This window comes from Neisseria sp. P0021.S005 (assembly GCF_051956955.1).
Map to the genome: position 1 here is coordinate 1 of NZ_JBQCWY010000979.1, position 440 is coordinate 440.

The following is a 440-nucleotide window of genomic DNA, read 5'->3' on the forward strand; positions in this document are numbered from 1 at the left end:
TTGCCCGGCTGGGCAGCAAGGTCACGGTCCTGGCGCGCAATACCTTGTTCTTCCGTGAAGACCCGGCCATCGGCGAGGCGGTGACAGCCGCTTTCCGTGCCGAGGGCATCTAGGTGCTGGAGCACACGCAAGCCAGCCAGGTCGCCCATATGGACGGTGAATTCGTGCTGACCACCACGCACGGTGAATTGCGCGCCGACAAACTGCTGGTTGCCACCGGTCGGACACCGAACACGCGCAGCCTCGCGCTGGACGCAGCGGGGGTCACTGTCAATGCGCAAGGTGCCATCGTCATCGACCAAGGCATGCGCACGAGCAACCCGAACATCTACGCGGCCGGCGACTGCACCGACCAGCCGCAGTTCGTCTATGTGGCGGCAGCGGCCGGCACCCGTGCCGCGATCAACATGACCGGCGGCGATGCGGCGCTCGACCTGACC

At 66.1% G+C, this 440-nt stretch carries 1 protein-coding gene; it reads left to right on the plus strand.

The features are described 5' to 3' along the window. Positions 1-113: 113 nt before the first annotated feature. Positions 114-440: FAD-dependent oxidoreductase (locus tag ACTHUE_RS20465; protein ID WP_440424326.1), on the plus strand; the 327-nt coding region annotated here is incomplete at its 3' end.